We start from the raw sequence: 3547 nt of genomic DNA, 5'->3' as shown, positions 1-3547 counted from the left end.
TCCGCGTCCAGTGCGGCCATCTTGCGGCCGGCCGGGGAGTCGATACGGCCCATGCGGGTCGTTTCCGTCACCGAGCCGTCGGCGTTCATCGACGGCGGCTCGATCGGCACCCGCTCGCCGCGGGCGCGGCGCTTCGACCAGTCGGAAACGATGCTGGCTTCCTTGATGCCGGCAATGGTCGGCTTCGGCGGCGGCGCGCTGGAGCTTACGGCCGAATTGAAGGCCGCGTCGTAGCTCTTCTCGTAATTGGCGTAGGCGGTTTTCAGCGAATCCGGCTGCGTCGTCGCGGGGCAGGGGCCGGTCGGGTCGAAGGTCGTGCCTTCGGGCGCCACCTGGTTGAAGACATAGCGCTTCTCGCAGACGTCGACCTTCGGCGGCACCTTGGTGATCTCGAAATTGTCGTAGCCGACCTTCAGCATCTTCCAGAACTCGTAGTTCGGGTCGTTGCGGTAGCGCGCCATGTTGGCGGCGGTCATGCGGAACGGAAAGGCCTGGATCTGGAACTCGGTCTGGCCGCCCTGGAAGGCGTCGCGGCCGAAGGCATAGATCTGCTCGATCTGCGCGTCGGTCATCGAATAGCAGCCGGACGACGAGCAGGCGCCGTGCACCATCAGGTTCTGGCCGGTGCGGCCATTGGCGCGGTCATAGGCATTGGGGAAGCCGATGTTGAAGGACAGGTGGTAATTCGAGCGCGGATTCATCTGCGACGGGCGCACCGTGTAGAAGCCTTCCGGCGCCTGGCGGTCGCCCTCGGTGTATTTGGGGCCGAGCTTTCCCGACCATTTGCAGATGTCGTAGGTGGCGACGAGATCGTAACGGCCGTTGGTCTTGGCCTTCCAGATCTCGAGCTTGCCTTCTTCCTTGAAGATGCGCGCCATCACCGAGGAGGTGCGCACCATGCCCTTGGCCTTCATGTCGGCAAGGATCTTGTCCGGCAGCGGCTTGTTGGCCTCCGGCGCGAAATCCTTCATCGACGAATCATTGCAGCCAGCGACGCCGATGGCGGCGATCAGGACTCCGGTGCGGGCAAGCTTGGCAAACATCAATGCGGCTACGTCTCTTCTTTCGGGCCAACGGCTTTCGGCATGGCCGGGCCCGCAGGCTGAACACCAGTGGACCGTAAGCCCGTTAACCTTGAAAATTCCTTACCGCAAGCCTTGGCAAACCCCTCACGGCGATTTCCATTGAGCCGAATCCGGCGGCATTTTTGTGGCGAAATTGGTCGTTGCCGCCACAGTTTACCCGACAGAGGCCCGATCGATCAGAGACTGCGGCCCATCGCCAGGTATTTCTCGCGGCGTTGCTCGCGGAAATCGGTGTTGGCGCCGGCAAAATCCTTCATCGTCCGGGCGATGAGGTCGCCGGTGGAGGCGATCACCGTTTCCGGCGCGCGCTGGGCGCCGCCGATCGGTTCGGGAATGATGGCGTCGATGATCTTCATCTCGAGAAGATCCTGCGCGGTGATCTTCATGTTGGTCGCCGCATCCTTCGAGCGGGTCGTGTCGCGCCACAGGATCGAGGCGGCACCCTCGGGCGAGATGACCGAATAGATGGCGTGCTCCAGCATGTAGACGCGATTGGCGGTGGCGATCGCGATGGCGCCGCCGGAGCCGCCTTCGCCGATGACCACCGAGATCGACGGCACTTTCAGCGAAAGGCAGGCCGAGGTCGAACGCGCGATCGCCTCGGCCTGGCCGCGCTCCTCGGCGCCGACGCCGGGATAGGCGCCGGCGGTATCGACCAGCGTCAACAGCGGGATCTTGAAACGGTCGGCCAATTCCATCAGGCGCACCGCCTTGCGGTAGCCCTCGGGCCGCACCGAGCCGAAATTGTGCTTGATGCGGCTTGCCGTGTCGGAACCCTTCTCCTGGCCGATGACCGCCACGGGCTCGCCACGGAAACGCGCGAAGCCGCCGACGATCGCCTGGTCGTCGCCGAAATTGCGGTCGCCGGCCAAAGGCGTGAAGTCGGTGAACAGCGCCTTGATGTAGTCGACGCAGTGGGGGCGGTCGGGATGGCGCGCGACCTGCACCTTCTGCCAGGGCGTGAGCGCCTTGTAGAGGTCGCGCAACGCGTCACGCGAGCGCTTTTCCAACCTGCCGATCTCTTCGGCGACGTCGACCGCCTCGCCGTTCTCGGCAAGCTTCTTCAGCTCAAGGATCTTGAGCTCCAGATCCTGCACCGGCTTTTCGAAGTCGAGGTAGTTGTACATGCTTGAGCGGACCGATCCGTCGGAAGGCAAATGGCTGGCGGAACCGCTGAAATGCCGGCTCCGGGCGGTGGAACGTCGCCCTCACATAGCGATATGAGGCCTAGTCGGCAAGCGGATGATGATCGTTGACCAGCCGCACCAGCCGCTCTTCCAGCACATGGGTGTAGATCTGCGTGGTCGAGATGTCGGCGTGGCCAAGGAGTTGCTGAACGGCTCTGAGATCGGCGCCGTTCTGCAGCAGGTGGCTGGCAAAAGCATGGCGAAGCACATGCGGCGAGATCTTGGCTGCAGCTATCCCCGTCCGCGCGGCCAAGCCCTTGAGATCGCGAGCGAAAACCTGCCGGGAGAGATGGCCGCTGTCGGAAGAGGCCGGAAACAGGAACGGGCTCTCGGCAAAGGCCGGCCGCTCGGCCCTTGCGGCAAGCCAGGCGCGCATGGCGGCGCGAGCCTTGGCCGACAGCGGCACCATGCGTTCCTTGTCGCCCTTGCCGCGCACCATGAAGAAACGGTCGTCGCGCAGCGCCACCGTGACCGGCAGGCCGACAAGCTCAGACACGCGCAGCCCCGTGGCGTAGAGCACTTCGACCAGCGCGTGCAGGCGCAAGGCGGCCATCCGGTCGCCATCCGGACCAGCTTCGCCGGCTTCCTGCGCCGCCCGGTCGAGCAGGCGGCCGGTCTCGGCCTCGCTCATCATCTTCGGCAACGGCCGGCCCTTGCGCGGGCTGTCCAGCGTGCCGGTCGGGTCGTCGCCGCGCAGGCCCTCAGCATAGAGGAATTTGAAGAACTGGCGGATCGCCGACAATTTGCGCGCCTGCGAAGTCGGCGCGAAGCCGCGCGCGGCGATGTCGTCGAGATAGTCGCGGATGTCGGCCGATCCCGCGCCGGCAAGCCCGCCTTTGATCGCCCCGGAGGCGTCCTCCAGATCGCGGCGGTAGGACGAAAGCGTGTTTTCGGCCGCGCCCCGCTCGGCGCTCATCATTTCGAGGAAGGCTTCGATGCGGGCGGCGCTGTTCATCGGGCCGGGATCGGTGCTCGTTTCCGTGGGGTCAATTTTTCTTGGGGTTGAGCTTTTCGGCGGGGATACGCACGCTCATTTCCGCCTTTTTCGGCTCCACGAACATTGCCAGCGCGAACATCGCGCCATAGGCAATGCCTGCAAGAACCGCCAGCGTCACGACAAACCGAAACAAAGTCGGCATTCAAATTTTCGCCCGTCTTCTTGTTCTGCGTTTCCAAGCCCTGTCCCCTTATGGGACGCCAATCCGGCCAATTCAAGGACGAAGGGCTCGGGTCGGCAGCGGTTTTGCCGGAAAAGCTTCTAAGCAGGCATTCGCG

Annotated in this window: 4 protein-coding genes; all 4 read right to left on the bottom strand. The window is 64.2% G+C overall.

The window, feature by feature from the left end:
- Positions 1-1043 (bottom strand): murein L,D-transpeptidase family protein (locus EOD07_RS26965; RefSeq protein ID WP_164772563.1); only part of this gene is annotated, 1043 nt, incomplete at its 3' end.
- Between the two features lie 218 nt (positions 1044-1261).
- On the bottom strand, positions 1262-2212 hold the full coding sequence (locus EOD07_RS26960; RefSeq protein WP_127237569.1) for an acetyl-CoA carboxylase carboxyltransferase subunit alpha: 951 nt from the start codon (positions 2210-2212) through the stop codon (positions 1262-1264).
- A 100-nt stretch (positions 2213-2312) separates the two neighbouring features.
- Entirely contained in the window at positions 2313-3227 is a 915-nt protein-coding gene (locus tag EOD07_RS26955) for a site-specific tyrosine recombinase XerD (RefSeq protein WP_127237568.1), read from the bottom strand.
- Positions 3228-3258: 31 nt separating this feature from the next.
- The gene (locus EOD07_RS26950; RefSeq protein WP_040989318.1) at positions 3259-3411 is read right to left on the bottom strand and encodes a hypothetical protein; all 153 of its coding nucleotides are present in this window, start codon (positions 3409-3411) and stop codon (positions 3259-3261) included.
- Between the last annotated feature and the right edge of the window lie 136 nt (positions 3412-3547).

Source organism: Mesorhizobium sp. M2C.T.Ca.TU.002.02.1.1 (assembly GCF_003997225.1).
Note: the sequence above shows the minus strand (reverse complement) of the source record. Positions and strands in the feature narration are given on the sequence as shown.

What these genes read in the sequence shown, in the direction of transcription:
- EOD07_RS26960 (WP_127237569.1), bottom strand. Translation starts at nt 2,212, where the DNA reads ATGTACAACTACCTCGACTTCGAAAAGCCGGTGCAGGATCTGGAGCTC.
- EOD07_RS26955 (WP_127237568.1), bottom strand. Translation starts at nt 3,227, where the DNA reads ATGAACAGCGCCGCCCGCATCGAAGCCTTCCTCGAAATGATGAGCGCC.
- EOD07_RS26950 (WP_040989318.1), bottom strand. Translation starts at nt 3,411, where the DNA reads ATGCCGACTTTGTTTCGGTTTGTCGTGACGCTGGCGGTTCTTGCAGGC.